The sequence below is a fragment of the Streptomyces sp. NPDC101234 genome, assembly GCF_044767525.1.
Lineage (GTDB): Bacteria > Actinomycetota > Actinomycetes > Streptomycetales > Streptomycetaceae > Streptomyces > Streptomyces sasae.
In genome coordinates, this window is record NZ_JBIWOA010000039.1 from 86703 (window position 1) to 103124 (window position 16422).

The 16422-nt window shown below is 70.6% G+C and carries 13 protein-coding genes; 9 read left to right on the plus strand and 4 right to left on the minus strand.

The features are described 5' to 3' along the window. Positions 1 to 18 precede the first annotated feature (18 nt). The gene (locus ACIRR9_RS45565; RefSeq protein WP_365352172.1) at positions 19 to 969 is read left to right on the plus strand and encodes a bifunctional riboflavin kinase/FAD synthetase; all 951 of its coding nucleotides are present in this window, start codon (positions 19 to 21) and stop codon (positions 967 to 969) included. Positions 970 to 1036: 67 nt separating this feature from the next. Here ACIRR9_RS45565 and ACIRR9_RS45570 read toward each other — a convergent pair whose 3' ends face one another. After that, positions 1037 to 4684 (minus strand): SCO5717 family growth-regulating ATPase, encoded by a 3648-nt coding sequence (locus tag ACIRR9_RS45570; RefSeq protein ID WP_403764925.1) that lies wholly within the window; start codon positions 4682 to 4684, stop codon positions 1037 to 1039. A gap of 463 nt (positions 4685 to 5147) precedes the next feature. Next, the gene (locus tag ACIRR9_RS45575; protein ID WP_123973668.1) at positions 5148 to 5441 is read right to left on the minus strand and encodes a DUF397 domain-containing protein; all 294 of its coding nucleotides are present in this window, start codon (positions 5439 to 5441) and stop codon (positions 5148 to 5150) included. Between the two features lie 268 nt (positions 5442 to 5709). Here ACIRR9_RS45575 and rpsO point away from each other — a divergent pair, with 268 nt between their 5' ends. From rpsO to ACIRR9_RS45600, 5 genes are all read left to right on the plus strand, one after another. Continuing rightward, complete coding sequence (gene rpsO, locus ACIRR9_RS45580; RefSeq protein ID WP_365352169.1) at positions 5710 to 5997, plus strand: 30S ribosomal protein S15; 288 nt, start codon at positions 5710 to 5712, stop codon at positions 5995 to 5997. 349 nt (positions 5998 to 6346) lie between these two features. Then, a complete protein-coding gene (locus ACIRR9_RS45585; protein ID WP_403764928.1) occupies positions 6347 to 8569 on the plus strand; it encodes a polyribonucleotide nucleotidyltransferase in 2223 nt (740 codons plus the stop codon). After that, the gene (locus ACIRR9_RS45590) at positions 8566 to 9945 is read left to right on the plus strand and encodes a pitrilysin family protein (protein ID WP_365352164.1); all 1380 of its coding nucleotides are present in this window, start codon (positions 8566 to 8568) and stop codon (positions 9943 to 9945) included. Before ACIRR9_RS45585 ends, ACIRR9_RS45590 begins: the two co-directional genes overlap by 4 nt. 26 nt (positions 9946 to 9971) lie before the next feature. Further along, complete coding sequence (gene dapB / locus ACIRR9_RS45595) at positions 9972 to 10724, plus strand: 4-hydroxy-tetrahydrodipicolinate reductase (protein WP_403764930.1); 753 nt, start codon at positions 9972 to 9974, stop codon at positions 10722 to 10724. A 20-nt stretch (positions 10725 to 10744) separates the two neighbouring features. Beyond that, positions 10745 to 11197 carry a tetratricopeptide repeat protein gene (locus tag ACIRR9_RS45600; RefSeq protein ID WP_123973664.1) on the plus strand — a complete coding sequence of 151 codons (453 nt, stop codon included), beginning with the start codon at positions 10745 to 10747 and terminating at the stop codon, positions 11195 to 11197. 125 nt (positions 11198 to 11322) lie between these two features. Here the strand turns inward: ACIRR9_RS45600 and ACIRR9_RS45605 are convergent, their stop codons facing one another. Then, positions 11323 to 11877 (minus strand): hypothetical protein, encoded by a 555-nt coding sequence (locus tag ACIRR9_RS45605; RefSeq protein WP_384577114.1) that lies wholly within the window; start codon positions 11875 to 11877, stop codon positions 11323 to 11325. 90 nt (positions 11878 to 11967) lie between these two features. Then, on the minus strand, positions 11968 to 12228 hold the full coding sequence (locus tag ACIRR9_RS45610) for a hypothetical protein (protein ID WP_403764933.1): 261 nt from the start codon (positions 12226 to 12228) through the stop codon (positions 11968 to 11970). Positions 12229 to 12451: 223 nt separating this feature from the next. Between ACIRR9_RS45610 and thyX the strand changes: the two genes are divergently transcribed. The 3 genes from thyX (at position 12452) to ACIRR9_RS45625 (ending at position 16149) form a co-directional block, all read left to right on the plus strand. Continuing rightward, a complete protein-coding gene (gene thyX / locus ACIRR9_RS45615; RefSeq protein ID WP_403764935.1) occupies positions 12452 to 13192 on the plus strand; it encodes an FAD-dependent thymidylate synthase in 741 nt (246 codons plus the stop codon). 211 nt (positions 13193 to 13403) lie between these two features. Continuing rightward, complete coding sequence (gene dapA, locus ACIRR9_RS45620) at positions 13404 to 14303, plus strand: 4-hydroxy-tetrahydrodipicolinate synthase (RefSeq protein ID WP_123973660.1); 900 nt, start codon at positions 13404 to 13406, stop codon at positions 14301 to 14303. Positions 14304 to 14463: 160 nt separating this feature from the next. After that, positions 14464 to 16149, plus strand: a complete 1686-nt coding sequence (locus tag ACIRR9_RS45625) for a ribonuclease J (RefSeq protein ID WP_403764937.1) — start codon at positions 14464 to 14466, stop codon at positions 16147 to 16149. Positions 16150 to 16422 lie beyond the last annotated feature (273 nt).

Sequence of the window (16422 nt, forward strand, 5' to 3'; positions counted from 1 at the left end):
GTTCGAGGAGCGGACACAGTGCAGCGCTGGCGTGGCTTGGAGGACATCCCCGAGGACTGGGGGCGCAGCGTCGTCACCATCGGTTCCTACGACGGGGTGCACCGCGGTCACCAGCTGATCATCCGGCATGCTGTGGACCGCGCCCGTGAGCTGGGCATCCCCGCCGTCGTCGTCACCTTCGACCCGCACCCCAGCGAGGTCGTCCGCCCCGGCAGCCACCCGCCGCTGCTCGCCCCGCACCACACCCGCGCCGAGCTGATGGCGGAGCTGGGCGTGGACGCGGTGCTGATCCTGCCCTTCACCACCGAGTTCTCGAAGCTGTCGGCCGCCGACTTCGTGGTGAAGGTCCTGGTCGACAAGTTGCACGCCAAGGCCGTCGTCGAGGGACCGAACTTCCGCTTCGGCCACAAGGCCGCGGGCAACGTCGAGTTCCTGACCGAGCAGGGCAAGGTGTACGACTTCGAGGTCGAGGTCGTCGACCTGTACGTGCGTGGCGAGGCGGGCGGCGGCGAGCCGTTCTCCTCGACCCTGACCCGCCGCCTGGTCGCCGAGGGCGATGTCGCCGGCGCCCGCGAGATCCTCGGCCGCCCGCACCGGGTGGAGGGCGTGGTCGTACGCGGCGCCCAGCGCGGCCGCGAGCTGGGCTTCCCCACGGCCAACGTCGAGACGCTCCCGCACACCGCGATCCCCGCCGACGGCGTCTACGCCGGCTTCCTGCACGTCCAGGGCGAGGCGATGCCGGCCGCGATCTCCGTCGGCACGAACCCGCAGTTCGACGGCACCGAGCGCACGGTCGAGGCGTACGCCATCGACCGCCTCGGCCTCGACCTGTACGGCCTGCACGTCGCCGTCGACTTCCTGGCGTACGTGCGCGGCCAGGCCAGGTTCGACTCCCTCGACGCCCTGCTGGAGCAGATGGCCGAGGACGTCAAGCGCTGCCGGGAACTGGTCGCGGCCGAGGAGGCCTGACCTGTCGGTCGACAACGCCGAAGGGCGGCCGGTGCGCTGAGGCACCGGCCGCCCTTCGGCGTTTCGGTCACTGCTGCGGGGGCTGTCCCTGCGAGGGCTGCGGCTGGTGGGGCGGCTGCGGGGCCTGCTGCGGTGCCTGCGGTTGCGGCTGGCCGGGCTGCGGGAAGCCGTAGCCGTCGGGCTGGGCCGGGGGAGCGGCGGGCGGCTGGGCGCCGGCTTGCGGGTAGCCGTATCCGGGCTGCGGCTGCGGCTGCGGGGGATACGGCTGTCCCGGCTGCTGCGGGTACGGCTGTCCCGGTGCGTACGGCTGCGGCTGTCCGGGCGCGTACGGCTGCTGCGGCTTGCCCGGTGCGTAGTGCTGCTGGCCGGGCAGTGGCTGGCCCGGCATCGGCGGGGCGGCGACCGGCGGCGGGTTGCCGTCGCTGGTCCACAGGCCGTGCATCTGCTGGTGCCGTACGAAGTCCTCGGCGACCATCGCCGAGAGGTTGAAGTACGCCTCGCGCACCTTGGGCCGCATCATGTCGAGGTCCACCTCGGCACCGGCGGCCAGGTGCTCGTCGAAGGGGACGACCATGACACCGCGGCAGCGCGTCTCGAAGTGCGACACGATGTCCTCGACCTTGATCATCTTGCCGGTCTCGCGGACCCCGGAGATGACGGTGATGGACCGCGAGACGAGGTCGGCGTACCCGTGCGCGGACAGCCAGTCCAGCGTCGTGCTCGCGCTGCTCGCACCGTCCACCGACGGCGTCGAGACGATGATCAGCTGGTCGGCGAGGTCGAGCACGCCACGCATGGCGCTGTAGAGCAGACCGGTGCCGGAGTCGGTGAGGATGATCGGGTACTGCCTGCCGAGGACGTCGATCGCACGCCGGTAGTCCTCGTCGTTGAACGTGGTCGAGACGGCCGGGTCGACGTCGTTGGCGATGATCTCCAGGCCGGACGGGGCCTGGGAGGTGAACCGCCGGATGTCCATGTAGGAGTTGAGGTACGGGATCGCCTGGACGAGGTCACGGATGGTGGCCCCGGTCTCCCGGCGCACGCGGCGGCCGAGCGTACCCGCGTCCGGGTTGGCGTCGATGGCGAGGATCTTGTCCTGGCGCTCGGTGGCGAGCGTGGAGCCCAGCGCGGTGGTCGTGGTCGTCTTGCCGACACCGCCCTTGAGGCTGATCACCGCTATCCGGTAGCAGGACAGCACCGGCGTGCGGATCAGGTCCAACTTCCGCTGCCGCTCGGCCTCTTCCTTCTTCCCGCCGAGCTTGAACCGGGAGGAGGCGGCGGTGGGCCGGCCGCTCTTCGTCTTCTGCTTCTTGTTGTTGAGCAGCCGGTCGGAGGACAGCTCCACGGCGGCGGTGTAACCCAGCGGCGCGGCACCGGGGTTGGTCATCTGCCGCTGGTCGTGCTGGATCGGCTGCGGCCAGGCGGCACCGGCACGGGGGTCGACCGGGGGCTGGGGGGCCTGCGGCGCCTGCTGAGGCGCCTGCTCGGGCTGCGGTGCCTGGGCGGGCGGAGCGGCTGGAGCGGGCTGGGCTGCGCGCGGGTCCTGGGGAGCCTGGGGCTGGTGGGGCGGCTGCGGGGCCTGCGGCTGCGGCTGCGGCCGGCCGGGCTGCGGGAAGCCGTAGCCGTCGGGCTGGGCCGGGGGCGCCGGGGGCTGAGCCGCGGCGAGGGGGTAGCCGTAACCGCCGGGCAGGGGCGGCTGGGGTGCGGGGGCGCCGGGGTAGCCGTAGCCGGCCTGCGCGTCGGGGGCCGGGGGCTGGGCGCCGGGGAGGGGATAGCCGTAGCCGTCCGGTGCCTGCGGCGGGACGGGGGCGCCCGGCTGCGGGAAGCCGTAACCGTCCTGCGCATCGGGCGCGGGGTGCTGCGGGGGCGCGGGCTGGTTCCAGGCGGCGGGCGCGGGCTGCGGTGCCTGCGGCTGGAACGTCTGCTGCTGACCGGGCACACCGGCCGGGCCCTGCACGGGTGCCGGCTGGGGCTGCGGCTGCGGCTGGGGCTGACCGGGCGCCGGCTCCTGCGGTGCGGGCTGGGCCGGCCACTGGGCGGCCGGGGCGGGGGCCGCGGGCTGGTAGGACGGCGGCAACGGCGGGACCGCGGCCGGCGGCGTGGGCGGGGGAGCCCAGGCGGTGGGGATGAGGTCCTCGGGAGCCGGAGGCGGGTCCTGGGGGGCGGAGGGTGCGCCCTCGGGCTCAGCGGCCACGGCGGCACCGGTCTCGGAGCGGGCCTCCTCGTCGGCACCGTCGTCCTCGCGGTCGGCGTCGGCGTCGGCGTCTGCGTCGGTGTCGAGGACCGGGCTCTGGGGCTCGTCGTCCTCGGTGTCGTCCGGCGGGGCGGCTTCCCGGGCGGGCTCGTCCGTGCCGTCGGCTTCGGCGGAGACGGACTCGTCGAGTACGGCCTCGTCCTCGTGGCTCTCCTGGCCCGCGTCGCTCTCGTCCTCCGCGGAGCCGATCACGTCGATGGCGACGTGGAGCGAGTCGTCCACGTCGGCCGATACCGGCGCCTCGGGCGCCTCCTGCTCCTCGCCCGAGTCCTCGGCCTCGGTCTCGGAGGCCACCGGGAGCACGACGACGCCGGCGCCCGCATCCTCTTCCGCTTCATCGGGGGTGCCCTGATCAGGGGCCTCGCTCCTGGGCGCGGCAGCCTGCTCGGCGGCCGCATCGGCCACCTCGCGCTTCACCGCGGCGGCGGAGAACCGCATCGTCGCACCGCCCTCCAGGTCACCGTTGTCGGGCTCGGGCTGGGGCGCCTGCTCCTCGGCGGCGGGCCGCTGCGGCTCGAAACCGACGGGCAGCCCGGGCACCGCGGCCTGGGTGAACGGCGCGGTGGGCGGGACGGCCGGTGGGGCGGGCGGCACAGGCGGAGCGGCCGGCACCCCCGCGTTCGCGCTCGGAGCCGGCGGAGTGAAAGGTGCCCCCGGCGTCGGGGCGGGCGGCGGCGTGAAGGGTGCCCCAGGCGCCGCGGTCGGGGGCGGAGTGAAGGGCGCCCCCGGCGTTGACGCTGGCGCAGGAGTGAACGGCGCGCCGGGAGTTGACGGGGGCGGCGGGGTGAAGGGTGCCCCGGGTGTCGAGGTGGGGGCAGGGGTGCTCGGGGCGCCTGGTGTCGCGGCGGCCGGAGGTGTGAAGGGCGCGCCGGGAGTTGACGTGGGCGGCGGGGTGAAGGGTGCCCCGGGTGTCGAGGTGGGGGCAGGGGTGCCCGGGGCGCCTGGTGTCGCGGCGGCCGGAGGTGTGAAGGGCGCGCCGGGAGTTGACGTGGGCGGCGGCGTGAAGGGTGCCCCCGGGGACGACGTGGGCGGCGGAGTGAAGGGAGCGCCGGGCGTCGGCGCGGGCGGCGGGGTGAACGCGCCCCCCGGCGCCGGTGTCCCGCCCCGCTGCCCCTGCTGGGCGTGCGGAGGAGGGGTCAGTCCGGGGATCGGCGCACCCGGCGGGAACGGCGAACGCGGCTGAGGGGCAGGCGCCGTACCGGCGGCCTGGGTACCCGCACCCGCACCGGCCCCCGGCCCGCCCGGCGCACCGGACGTACCCCCGGCGCCCGGGGCGTCCGTACCCGGCGCGCCGGAACCGTCGGCTGCCCCGGGTCCCCCGGCCGCGTTCTGCGTGTACCAGGCGGGCGGCGCGTAGTCGATGGTGAACTCGCCCGTGATCTCGTTGAGGGACTCCGCGTCGGGCTGGTCATCGCCGGGTGTGGCCCAGCCCCCGCGGATCCCGTCCCGATCGCTGCTCACAGTTCCTCCTGGTGTGGTCGAGCACCCTCATGCCGTGCCGGCGCGACGACCGTGTCGTGTCGTTCTCAGCATCCGTATTCGTTCGAGGTAGTCCGATCCACCGGCTCTCCCCCTTGGGACTTCGACGCCGTGTTCACGGTCCTGACGTCGCACCCCCTCCCAGCCTAATCACCACCCGCCGCACCTCGGCAGGCCCGTCCGTCTCTCGGCCGAAGCCCACCTGGTCACACCCTGCCCGGAAGTGGTGCGCGGGGCTTTCCAGTTACCGAACAATCGATGAACAAAACGGGCAAGAACCGTCAGTTCGGGCGCCAGTTGGCGCCTCCCGTCCTGCATGCGCGTGAACTGGCCCCGGAAGCCGCGGCATTGCGCACGGACGCGCCGACGGCAGGCCGTGAAAAGGGCGGCACGCATGCGTGCCGCCCTGCGGCCACCCTGCACCGGGCGACCGGGTCATCGCCGCTCACTGGGCGGCGAGACCCCCGTTGCGCTCGTTCGGCTCCAGATCGAACTCGCCGTCCCGTGCGCCCAGCACGAACGCGCGCCACTCCGCCTCCGTGTACCGCAGCACGGTGTCCGGGTCGAGCGACGAGCGCATGGCCACGGCCCCCTCGGGCAGGTAGGCGATCTCGACCCGCTCCTCGTCCTGCTCGGTACCGGGCGCGCAGTGCCACTCGACGCCCGAGATGTCGAGCGCGTAGAGCTCGTCCCGTTCCCGCTCCTTGCGCGCCTTCATCTCCTCAGCCGTCTCGCTCATCCCGCAGCGACCCCTTCCCGATGTACCTGGGCTGTGACCGCCACACTACTGGCGGCCGTACCGGCGCGTACCTTTTCCACAGCCCCCGGACATAGCCCCCCACCGGCACTGGTACTCTTGACGACGGCCGTTTGTGTACGCACCTCCGGAGTCCCCAGTGAACCCCGGAGGCCGTGCCCGGCGGATCCTGCCTCCCGAGTTGTGGAAGCTTCCCCGCGATGAAGACCGGGGGCACTCGGAGGTCATTCACAGACTATGAGGAGTACGCGTGTCGCTCGACGCCGCCACGAAGAAGCAGATCATCTCCGAGTTCGGTACCAGGGAGGGTGACACCGGCTCTCCCGAGGTCCAGGTCGCCATGCTGTCGCGCCGGATCTCCGACCTGACGGAGCACCTCAAGACCCACAAGCACGACCACCACTCCCGCCGTGGTCTGCTGATCCTGGTCGGCCAGCGCCGTCGCCTCCTGCAGTACCTGGCGAAGAAGGACATCCAGCGCTTCCGTGCGCTGGTGGACCGCCTGGGCATCCGCCGTGGTGCGGCGGGCGCCAAGTAAGTCGCAGTGAAGGGAGCGGTTCCCGGAATCACCGGGGCCGCTCCCTTTGCCGTACGTACGGAAAGTACTGCCGCAAGCGCTGCCGCAAGTACTCCCGTACGTGGGGAAACGTGCGGAGTGTCACTCACGCTTTGTAGTGTGGTAGCACAACGCAGTACGGACGACACAGCACGACAACGAACAAGGAGAAGCGCACCCAAGCCGCCGCCGGTCCTCGGTAGTGGCCCCCGGGGGGAAGCGAGCCCCGGGTGCTTCGATCGAAGACCGGCCCGCACAGCACGGCGCGCTTCTCCGCAACCGTCCCCCTGCCACACGGGCAGTGAGGGACGAAGACGAGGAGAAAACGCTAGTGGAGAACGAGACCCACTACGCCGAGGCCGTCATCGACAACGGCGCCTTCGGCACCCGCACCATCCGTTTCGAGACGGGCCGCCTGGCCAAGCAGGCCGCCGGCTCCGCCGTGGCGTACCTGGACGACGACACCATGGTGCTGTCGGCCACCACCGCCTCCAAGAACCCCAAGGACCAGCTCGACTTCTTCCCCCTCACGGTGGACGTCGAGGAGCGGATGTACGCCGCCGGCAAGATCCCGGGTTCCTTCTTCCGCCGTGAGGGCCGGCCGAGCGAGGACGCGATCCTCACCTGCCGTCTGATCGACCGCCCGCTGCGCCCGTCCTTCAAGAAGGGCCTGCGCAACGAGATCCAGGTCGTCGCCACCATCATGGCGCTCAACCCCGACCACCTGTACGACGTCGTCGCGATCAACGCCGCGTCCGCGTCCACCCAGCTGGCCGGTCTGCCCTTCTCCGGCCCGATCGGCGGCGTCCGCGTCGCGCTGATCAACGGCCAGTGGGTCGCCTTCCCGACGCACTCCGAGCTCGAGGACGCCGTCTTCGACATGGTCGTCGCGGGCCGCGCCCTGGAGGACGGCGACGTCGCGATCATGATGGTCGAGGCCGAGGCCACCGACAAGACCATCCAGCTGGTCCAGGGTGGTGCCGAGGCGCCGACCGAGGAGGTCGTCGCCGCCGGTCTGGAGGCCGCGAAGCCCTTCATCAAGGTCCTGTGCAAGGCCCAGGCCGACCTCGCCGCGAAGGCCGCCAAGCCGACCGGCGAGTTCCCGATCTTCCTCGACTACCAGGACGACGTCCTGGAGGCGCTGTCCGCCGCCGTCCGCCCGGAGCTCGCCTCCGCGCTGACCATCGCGGGCAAGCAGGAGCGCGAGGCCGAGCTGGACCGCGTCAAGGGTCTGGCCGCCGAGAAGCTGCTCCCGGAGTTCGAGGGCCGCGAGAAGGAGATCTCCGCCGCGTACCGCTCGCTCACCAAGCAGCTGGTCCGCGAGCGCGTGATCAAGGAGAAGAAGCGCATCGACGGCCGTGGCGTCACGGACATCCGTACGCTCGCCGCCGAGGTCGAGGCCATCCCGCGCGTGCACGGCTCCGCCGTGTTCGAGCGTGGCGAGACCCAGATCCTGGGCGTCACCACCCTCAACATGCTCCGGATGGAGCAGCAGCTGGACACCCTCTCCCCGGTGACCCGCAAGCGCTACATGCACAACTACAACTTCCCGCCGTACTCCACCGGCGAGACCGGCCGCGTCGGCTCCCCGAAGCGCCGCGAGATCGGCCACGGCGCCCTCGCCGAGCGCGCCCTGGTCCCGGTCCTGCCGACCCGCGAGGAGTTCCCCTACGCGATCCGCCAGGTCTCCGAGGCGCTGAGCTCCAACGGCTCGACGTCCATGGGTTCCGTCTGCGCCTCCACCATGTCGCTGCTGAACGCCGGTGTGCCGCTGAAGGCCCCGGTCGCCGGTATCGCCATGGGCCTGATCTCCCAGGACATCGACGGCGAGACGCACTACGTCACCCTCACCGACATCCTCGGTGCGGAGGACGCCTTCGGTGACATGGACTTCAAGGTCGCCGGCACCAAGGAGTTCGTGACCGCCCTCCAGCTCGACACCAAGCTGGACGGCATCCCGGCCTCCGTCCTGGCCGCCGCCCTCAAGCAGGCCCGGGACGCCCGCCTCCACATCCTCGACGTGATGATGGAAGCGATCGACACCCCGGACGAGATGTCCCCCAACGCCCCGCGGATCATCACCGTCAAGATCCCCGTGGACAAGATCGGCGAGGTCATCGGCCCCAAGGGCAAGATGATCAACCAGATCCAGGAGGACACCGGCGCCGAGATCACCATCGAGGACGACGGCACCATCTACATCGGTGCCGCCGACGGCCCGTCCGCCGAGGCCGCCCGTACGACCATCAACGGCATCGCCAACCCGACGATGCCCGAGGTCGGCGAGCGCTACCTGGGCACGGTCGTGAAGACGACGACGTTCGGCGCCTTCGTCTCCCTCCTCCCCGGCAAGGACGGTCTGCTGCACATCTCGCAGATCCGCAAGCTGGCCGGCGGCAAGCGCGTGGAGAACGTCGAGGACGTCCTCGGTGTGGGCCACAAGGTCCAGGTCGAGATCGCCGAGATCGACTCCCGCGGCAAGCTCTCCCTCATCCCCGTGATCGAGGGCGAGGAAGGTTCCGACGAGGACGCGAAGGACGACACCGACAAGTGACGTCGAGCAGCTCCACGGCGACGGCCCGCACCTCCTCGGAGGCGCGGGCCGTTGCCCGTACCCAAACCCTGATCAAGGGCGAGAACGGCATCGGCACGGTCCGTAAGACCACCCTCCCGGGCGGCCTGCGCATCGTCACCGAGACCCTGCCGTCGGTCCGCTCCGCGACCTTCGGCATCTGGGCCCATGTCGGCTCCCGCGACGAGACCCCCGCCCTGAACGGCGCCACCCACTACCTGGAGCACCTGCTCTTCAAGGGCACCACGCGCCGCTCCGCCCTGGACATCTCCTCCGCCATCGACGCGGTCGGCGGCGAGATGAACGCGTTCACGGCGAAGGAGTACACGTGCTACTACGCGCGCGTGCTCGATACCGACCTGCCGCTCGCCATCGACGTCGTCTGCGACATGCTCACGGGCTCGCTGATCCTGGAAGACGACGTCAACGTCGAGCGGGGCGCGATCCTCGAAGAGATCGCCATGACCGAGGACGACCCCGGCGACTGTGTGCACGACCTGTTCGCGCACACCATGTTCGGCGACAACGCCCTCGGCCGCCCGGTCCTCGGCACCGTCGACACGGTCAACGCCCTCACCGCCGACCGCATCCGCCGCTTCTACAAGAAGCACTACGACCCCACCCACCTGGTGGTCGCCGCGGCCGGCAACATCGACCACAACAAGGTCGTACGACAGGTCCGCGCGGCCTTCGAGAAGGCCGGCGCCTTCCGGAACACCGCGGCCGCCCCCATCGCCCCGCGCGACGGCAGCCGTACGATCCGCACCGCCGGCCGCGTCGAACTCCTCGGCCGCAAGACCGAGCAGGCACATGTCGTCCTCGGCATGCCCGGCCTCGCCCGCACCGACGACCGCCGCTGGGCGCTCGGCGTGCTCAACACCGCCCTCGGCGGCGGCATGTCCTCCCGGCTCTTCCAGGAGGTCCGCGAGAAGCGCGGCCTGGCCTACAGCGTGTACTCGTACACGTCCGGCTTCGCCGACTGCGGTCTGTTCGGCGTCTACGCCGGCTGCCGCCCCTCGCAGGTCCACGACGTGCTGAAGATCTGCCGGGACGAACTCGACCAGGTCGCCGAGAACGGTCTGCCGGACGACGAGATAGGGCGTGCCATCGGCCAGCTCCAGGGCTCCACGGTCCTCGGCCTGGAGGACACCGGCGCGCTGATGAACCGTATCGGCAAGAGCGAGCTGTGCTGGGGCGAGCAGATGTCCGTCGACGACATGCTGACCCGGATAGCCGCGGTGACCCCGGACGAGGTCCGCTCGGTCGCCCGCGACATCCTGGGACAGCGCCCGTCGCTGTCGGTCATCGGCCCGCTCAAGGACAAACAGGCCGCACGCCTGCACGACGCCGTCGCCTGACACATCACCGGTAAGGAACGAAGAAGATGAGCAAGCTGCGCGTGGCGGTCCTCGGCGCCAAGGGCCGGATCGGCTCCGAGGCGGTCAAGGCGGTCGAGGCCGCCGAGGACATGGAGCTGGTCGCCGCCCTCGGCCGGGGCGACAAGCTGGAGGCGCTGGCCGAGTCCGGCGCCCAGGTCGCCGTCGAACTCACCACCCCCGCCTCGGTCATGGGCAACCTCGACTTCTGCGTGCGCCACGGCATCCACGCGGTCGTCGGTACGACGGGCTGGACCGACGAACGCCTCGCGCAGCTGAGGGGCTGGCTCGCCCAGTCCCCTGAGACCGGCGTGCTCATCGCCCCGAACTTCTCCATCGGCGCCGTGCTGACGATGAAGTTCGCGCAGATCGCCGCGCCCTACTTCGAGTCGGTGGAGGTCATCGAACTCCACCACCCGAACAAGGTGGACGCGCCGAGTGGCACGGCCACCCGCACGGCCCAGCTCATCGCCGAGGCCCGCCGCGCGGCCGGCACCGCCGCGGCCCCGGACGCCACGGTGACGGCCCTGGACGGCGCCCGGGGAGCCAGCGTCGACGGCATCCCGGTGCATGCGGTCCGCCTGCGCGGCCTCCTCGCCCACCAGGAGGTCCTGCTGGGCGGCGAGGGCGAGACCCTCACCGTCCGCCACGACTCCCTCCACCACAGCAGCTTCATGCCGGGCATCCTGCTCGGCGCGCGCCGCGTGGTCACCACTCCGGGCCTGACCTTCGGCCTGGAGAACTTCCTGGACCTCGGCTGAGCCCCGGAAGGCCCCTGCTCATGCGCGCGAAGATCTCCTACGCCATCACGGCCGCCGTCCTGCTCTTCTACTTCGTCCTGGTCGGCAGCCGGGGCGTGATGCTCATCCAGACCGGCACGCTCCTCACCGTCACCTTCGGGGTGGCGGTGCTGATCCTGCCGGTCATCGGCCTGTGGTTCCTGTGGAAGAACACCCAGTTCGTCCGCAAGGCCAACGCCCTCGCCGCCGCACTCGACGCCGAGGGCGGCCTGCCCGTGGACGAGCTGAAGCGCACGCCCGGCGGCCGGATCGACCGCGACTCGGCCGACGAGGTCTTCGCCAAGCGCAAGGCCGAGACGGAGGCCGCCCCGGACGACTGGCGCAGCTGGTTCCGCCTCGCCGTCGCGTACCACGACGCCCGGGACACCCCACGCGCCCGTAAGGCGATGCAGCGCGCCATCGCCCTGCACGAGGGCAAGCCGATCGAGGCCTGAGCCGTACGCCTCCACCAGCCCGTACGCGGCTTGTACGTAGCCCGTACGTAGCCTGTACGCGGCTTGTACGACGAAGGGGCCGGCGCCCGCACACCGCGGACCGGCCCCTTCCCGCTCTGCGGGCGCTAACCGCGCCGGTACTCCGCCGCCCATGCCTCCACCGCGTCCGCCGCATGGTCGAAGGCGGACGAGCGGCCCACGAAGTCCATCGTGTGCGTGGTCAGCAGCGGTGCCGCGTCCCCCGCCGCCCGGTCCTTGCGCACCAGCGTCAGCGCCTGCCCCTGCACCGTGCGCGGGAGCCCCAGCCAGCGCACCGGCTGCTGCGCCGTGCGCACCGAGGCGACCCGCTTCCAGGGCACGGTCCGCGTGTACACCAGACCCACCTGGCGCACTCCGCGCGCGCTCACCCACACGCCCATGCGCAGTATCCGCAAGGCGCCGGCGATGATCAGCAACGCGATGCCGAGAACCACTCCGGCGGAGCCGAGCGAACCGGTCAGGGCGAGTGCGACCGCCGCGAACAGCACGAACGAGGCGAGCAGCAACCACAGGGCAGCCCCGCCCACACGCCATGGGCCGGGCCGGTAGGGGCGCCGCCAACGGTCCCGGTCGTCGTAGGGCAGCGCGGTGTCGGGTGCCGCGTCGAAGGTGCGGTCGGCCGTCAGGAAGGGCAGGGGCACGGCTGGTCCTCACTCAATCCATGCATGGGCTGTGCCCGGTGAGGCTATCCGGCCATGTCCCCGCTCACCACTCATGGGGGTCCGGAAGAGTCAGTGCCCCTGAGAGGCCTGCGACTGCTGCGTCTGGGTGTCGGACGGCGTGGACAGCGCCGGCATGCCGAGGACCACCGACCCCACGAGTCCAGCCACGATGGTGAGCCCGAGCAGCCATCGCCCGGCTATCTGGCTCACGGACGACCGCTGACGGGGCGGGGGAGCGACATTGCTGCGGAACCTGTCGCCTTCGGCGAGGAAGGCGAACGGTACTGGTTCGCTGGGGGCACCTCCCGGCGGTAGCTGGGGGAGGAACATGGGCGGTGCTTCTCCTCTCGGGATCGCATCGGGACCGGATCGGGATCGAAGGAATGTCCGGCATCTACACAGACGCGCGGGTGCCCCGAAAGGTGCCCGGTTTCACCGAATTCACAGAATTTTGCCGCCGTATGCAGCGCCCCGGCACCGAACGCCCCGATGTCAGTGCCGGGCCGTAGAGTGGGCGCCGCCCGAGAGAAGTGATGGAAGGACCCTCCGAGCCGTGACCGACACCCCCGCCGACGACCTCAAGCCCAGCTTCCGCAGCGAAGTCACCGTTGAGCTGGTCAAGCACAGCGCGGCCGACTCGGACGTGCTGTGGGCCGCCCGCGTCTCCACCGCCGGCGAGCAGTCCCTGGACGAGCTGAAGAAGGACCCCGAGCGCTCCAAGGGCCTGATCAACTACCTGATGCGGGACCGGCATGGCAGCCCCTTCGAGCACAACTCGATGACGTTCTTCATCAGCGCCCCGATCTTCGTCTTCCGCGAGTTCATGAGGCACAGGGTCGGATGGTCCTACAACGAGGAGTCGGGCAGGTACCGGCAGCTCGAACCCGTCTTCTACGTTCCTGACGAGTCCCGCAAGCTCGTCCAGGAGGGACGTCCCGGCAAGTACGTCTTCGTCGAGGGCACCCAGGCCCAGCAGGAGCTCGTCGGCCGGACGATGGAGGACTCCTACCGGCAGGCGTACGAGGCCTACCAGGAGATGCTCGCCGCCGGTGTCGCCCGCGAGGTCGCCCGAGCGGTCCTGCCCGTCGGCCTCTTCTCCTCGATGTACGCCACCTGCAACGCCCGGTCGCTGATGCACTTCCTCGGCCTGCGGACCCAGCACGAGCTGGCCAAGGTGCCGTCCTTCCCGCAGCGGGAGATCGAGATGGTCGGCGAGAAGATGGAAGCGGAGTGGGCCAAGCTCATGCCGCTCACCTACGCCGCGTTCAACGCCAACGGCCGTGTCGCCCCGTAACCCGGCCATTTTGACGTGCTCGGCACAGATGTACGGATCAGCCTCGCGAAGTGTCCGTATTGCGGCATTTAGCGAAGTTCATCTAGCCTGATCAAACGGACCCGGCACTGCTTGAACCCCCGAGCAGGCAGTGCCGGGCTCCGCATTTGTCCGGACTTTCCCCGTACCCCAAGGGCAGACCGCGCCGTGAGCACCGAGTAGCGTGTAACCCATGGCTCCGACCTCCACTCCGCAGACCCCCTTCGGGCGGGTCCTCACCGCCATGGTCACGCCCTTCACGGCGGACGGCGCGCTCGACCTCGACGGCGCGCAGCGGCTTGCCACCCACCTGGTGGACGCAGGCAACGACGGCCTGATCATCAACGGGACCACCGGCGAGTCCCCCACCACCAGCGACGCGGAGAAATCGGACCTCGTACGAGCCGTACTGGAGGCGGTCGGCGACCGCGCCCACGTGGTGGCCGGCGTCGGTACCAACGACACCCACCACAGCATCGAGCTGGCCCGCCAGGCCGAGCGAGACGGCGCCCACGGCCTGCTGGTCGTCACGCCGTACTACAACAAGCCCCCGCAGGAGGGCCTGTACCGGCACTTCACGGCCGTCGCCGACGTCACCGAGCTGCCCGTCATGCTCTACGACATCCCCGGCCGCAGCGGCGTCCCGATCAGCACGGAGACGTTCGTCCGCCTGGCCGAGCACCCCAGGATCGTCGCCAACAAGGACGCCAAGGGCGACCTCGGCCGCGCGAGCTGGGCCATCGCCCAGTCCGGCCTCGCCTGGTACTCCGGCGACGACATGCTCAACCTGCCGCTGCTCTCCGTGGGCGCCGTCGGCTTCGTCTCCGTGGTCGGCCACGTGGTCACCCCGGACCTCAGGGCCCTCGTCGAGGCCTTCACCTCCGGTGACGTCCAGAAGGCGACGGAGATCCACCAGAAGCTGCTCCCGGTCTACACCGGCATGTTCCGCACCCAGGGCGTCATGACGACCAAGGCCGCGCTCGCCCTCCAGGGGCTGCCCGCCGGACCGCTGCGCGCCCCCATGGTCGAATGTTCGGCCGAGGAGATCTCCCAGCTCAAGATCGATCTTGCTGCTGGCGGGGTACAGCTCTGACAACAGACTTCGCGCGGCTGTCCGCGCAGCAAGGCTTCACAACTGAATAAGCGGGACCACCGGTGTGCCCGCACCCCACACAACGACAACTGCTTATGCACGAACGTCACGCACGCCACGTGCCCGACCGGTACGTGGCGTGCGTGGTGAGGAGAGTCTTTTGAGTCATCCGCATCCTGAACTCGGCGCGCCTCCGCAGCTCCCCGAAGGCGCCCTGCGCGTCACCCCGCTCGGCGGGCTCGGCGAGATCGGCCGAAACATGACCGTCTTCGAGTACGACGGCCGCTTGCTGATCGTCGACTGCGGAGTGCTCTTCCCCGAGGAGGAGCAGCCCGGGATCGACCTGATCCTGCCGGACTTCTCGTCCATCCGGGACCGCCTCGACGACATCGAGGGCATCGTCCTGACCCATGGCCACGAGGACCACATCGGCGGTGTCCCCTTCCTGCTCCGCGAGAAGCCGGACATCCCGCTGATCGGCTCCAAGCTGACCCTCGCGCTCATCGAGGCCAAGCTCCAGGAGCACCGCATCCGCCCCTACACCCTGGAAGTGGCGGAGGGCCGGCGCGAGCGCGTCGGTCCCTTCGACTGCGAGTTCATCGCCGTCAACCACTCCATCCCCGACGCCCTGGCGGTGGCGATCCGCACCCCCGCGGGCATGGTGGTCCACACCGGCGACTTCAAGATGGACCAGCTCCCGCTGGACAACCGCCTCACGGATCTACACGCGTTCGCCCGGCTCAGCGAGGAAGGCATCGACCTCCTCCTCGCCGACTCCACGAACGCCGAGGTCCCGGGCTTCGTCCCGCCCGAGCGCGACATCTCCAACGTCCTGCGCCAGGTCTTCGCCGGCGCCCGCAAGCGGATCATCGTGGCGAGCTTCGCCAGCCACGTCCACCGCATCCAGCAGATCCTGGACGCGGCCCATGAGTACGGCCGCCGGGTCGCCTTCGTCGGCCGCTCGATGGTCCGCAACATGGGCATCGCCAGGGACCTCGGCTATCTGAAGGTCCCGCCGGGCCTGGTCGTGGACGTCAAGACGCTCGACGACCTCCCGGACAGCGAGGTGGTCCTGGTCTGCACGGGCTCCCAGGGCGAGCCGATGGCGGCCCTGTCCCGGATGGCCAACCGCGACCACCAGATCCGCATCGTCGAGGGGGACACGGTCATCCTGGCCTCGTCCCTCATCCCCGGAAACGAGAACGCGGTCTACCGCGTCATCAACGGCCTGACCCGCTGGGGCGCCAACGTCGTCCACAAGGGCAACGCCAAGGTGCACGTCTCCGGCCACGCCTCCGCCGGCGAGCTGCTGTACTTCTACAACATCTGCCGGCCGAAGAACCTGATGCCGGTCCACGGCGAATGGCGGCACCTGCGGGCCAACGCCGAACTGGGCGCGCTCACCGGTGTCCCGCACGACCGCATCGTCATCGCCGAGGACGGCGTCGTCGTCGACCTCGTCGGGGGCAAGGCGAAGATCTCCGGCAAGGTCCAGGCGGGTTACGTGTACGTCGACGGCCTCTCGGTCGGCGACGTGGGCGAGCCGGCCCTCAAGGACCGCAAGATCCTCGGCGACGAGGGCATCATCTCGGTCTTCGTGGTCGTCGACTCGTCCACCGGCAAGATCACGGGTGGCCCTCACGTCCAGGCCCGCGGGTCCGGCATCGAGGACTCGGCGTTCGCGGCCGTCCTCCCGAAGATCTCGGAAGTCCTGGAACGCTCGGCCCAGGACGGCGTGGTGGAACCCCACCAGCTGCAGCAACTCATTCGGCGGACCCTCGGCAAGTGGGTCTCGGACACGTATCGCCGCAGGCCGATGATCCTCCCGGTCGTCGTGGAGGTCTGACCCGCGCACGCGTGAACCCGGAGCGGGGCTCCTCGATTTGCATCGAGGAGCCCCGCTCCAGTAGGTTTACGGCTCTGCCCGACCGGGAACCCCAGTGCTTCATGCATCGGATCCAGGTGCCACGGACCGGGTGGAAATTCCGACTCAGAACTTCTGATAAAGTCGGAACCGCCGGAAAGGGAAACGCGAAAGCGGGAACCTGGAAAGCACCGAGGAAATCGGATCGGAAAAAGATCTGATAGAGTCGGAAACACCGAAGGGAAGCCCGGAGGA

Coding starts and splice junctions, on each gene's coding strand:
- dapB (WP_403764930.1), top strand. CDS start 9,972: ATGAGCAAGCTGCGCGTGGCGGTCCTCGGCGCCAAGGGCCGGATCGGC.
- ACIRR9_RS45610 (WP_403764933.1), bottom strand. CDS start 12,228: ATGTTCCTCCCCCAGCTACCGCCGGGAGGTGCCCCCAGCGAACCAGTA.
- dapA (WP_123973660.1), top strand. CDS start 13,404: ATGGCTCCGACCTCCACTCCGCAGACCCCCTTCGGGCGGGTCCTCACC.
- ACIRR9_RS45575 (WP_123973668.1), bottom strand. CDS start 5,441: ATGAGCGAGACGGCTGAGGAGATGAAGGCGCGCAAGGAGCGGGAACGG.
- ACIRR9_RS45600 (WP_123973664.1), top strand. CDS start 10,745: ATGCGCGCGAAGATCTCCTACGCCATCACGGCCGCCGTCCTGCTCTTC.